The sequence below is a fragment of the Pseudomonas sp. 05T35 genome, assembly GCF_056396605.1.
Genome location: NZ_JBFTLU010000751.1, coordinates 1 through 1,197, shown reverse-complemented (window position 1 = coordinate 1,197; position 1,197 = coordinate 1). Strand labels below are relative to the sequence as shown.

General features: G+C 62.0%; 1 protein-coding gene. It reads right to left on the bottom strand.

All coding sequences use genetic code 11. The annotated features are described in order from the left end of the window. Positions 1-1,197: immunoglobulin-like domain-containing protein (locus AC1DH9_RS29500; protein ID WP_477809375.1), on the bottom strand; the 1,197-nt coding region annotated here is incomplete at both ends.

The window sequence follows — 1,197 nt, the reverse complement described above, 5'->3', positions numbered from 1 at the left end:
GTGGTGCTGACGGTGCTGCCGTTTTTGTAGACGTCGTTGGCCGGGGTGTCGACCACCACGGAACCGCTGGTTTTGCCGGCTTCGATGTTGATCACGGCGCCGTTCGACAGGGTCACGCTCATCGCGGTGCCGGCCGGATTGGTCAGCGTCGCGGTGTAGGTGATCTGGCCGCCTTCGGTAATCGTGTTATTGGCGGTGAGTGTCAGCCCGGTATTGTCGATCGAATCGGTGATCGTCGTAACCGCCGGGGTGGTGCTCGGGGTCAGCTGCTCGAAATTGCCACCGGTGGTGCTTTCRATGGTRGTGCTGACGGTGCTGCCGTTTTTGTAGACGTCATTCGCCGGGGTRTCGACCACCACCGAGCCGGTGGTTTTACCAGCTTCGATGTTGATTACGGCGCCATTGCTGAGCGTGACAGTCATCGGCGTGCCCGCCGGGTTGCTCAAGGTCGCGGTGTAGGTGATCTGGCCGCCTTCGGTAATGGTGTTGCTGGCGGTGAGCGTCAGGCCGGTATTGTCGATCGARTCGGTRATCGTSGTRACSGCCGGCGTSGTGCTCGGGGTCAACTGCTCGAAATTGCCACCGGTGGTGCTTTCGATGGTAGTGCTGACGGTGCTGCCGTTTTTGTAGACGTCGTTGGCCGGGGTATCGACCACCACCGAACCGCTGGTTTTGCCGGCTTCGATGTTGATGACGGCGCCGTTCGACAAGGTGACGGTCATCGGCGTGCCGGCCGGGTTGCTCAGCGTGGCGGTGTAAGTGATCTGACCACCTTCAACCACCGCCCCATTCGCCGTCAGGCTCAGCCCGGTATTGTCGATCGAATCGGTGATCGTGGTGACCGCCGGGGTGGTGCTCGGGGTCARCTGCTCGAAATTGCCGCCGGTGGTGCTTTCGATGGTGGTGCTGACGGTGCTGCCGTTTTTGTAGACGTCGTTGGCCGGGGTGTCGACCACCACCGAACCGGAAGTCTTGCCGGCTTCGATGTTGATCACCGCGCCATTGCTGAGCGTGACAGTCATCGGCGTGCCGGCCGGGTTGCTCAAGGTCGCGGTGTAGGTGATCTGGCCGCCTTCGGTGACCGAACCGGTTGCTGCCAGGGACAGCCCGGTGTTGTCGATCGAATCGGTGATCGTGGTGACCGCCGGGGTGGTGCTCGGGGTCAGCTGCTCGAAATTGCCGCCGGTGGTGCTTTCG